Source organism: Bradyrhizobium sp. LeoA1Lang (assembly GCF_055413685.1).
Window position 1 is genome coordinate 1 of the sequence record NZ_JBVAPG010000667.1, and the last position, 252, is coordinate 252.

1 protein-coding gene is annotated in these 252 nt (G+C 61.1%); it reads left to right on the plus strand.

Annotated elements, in window-relative coordinates; genetic code table 11:
• Positions 1-241: hypothetical protein (locus ACZYOF_RS44910; protein ID WP_463719724.1), on the plus strand; the 241-nt coding region annotated here is incomplete at its 5' end.
• Positions 242-252: the final 11 nt, after the last annotated feature.

The following is a 252-nucleotide window of genomic DNA, read 5'->3' on the forward strand; positions in this document are numbered from 1 at the left end:
ATTGCTCCAGAAAGCCGTGACGGCGCTGTCGTCACGGCTTGCCATGTTGTCGGCGGAATGCAGCACGCTGGCGGCTGAGCGTGATGCAGCGATCGCCCAGCGCGATGCTGCGATCCAGGAGAACGACGAGCTATGGCCGAAATTGGGTGATGGGGCTGATCAGGCGGCGCGGTTAGCTGGCGTCGTCGATTCTGCGACGCCGTCGGTAAATTTGACGCCGGCAATGACCCTTGGCAACTGATTTTCGCCCTT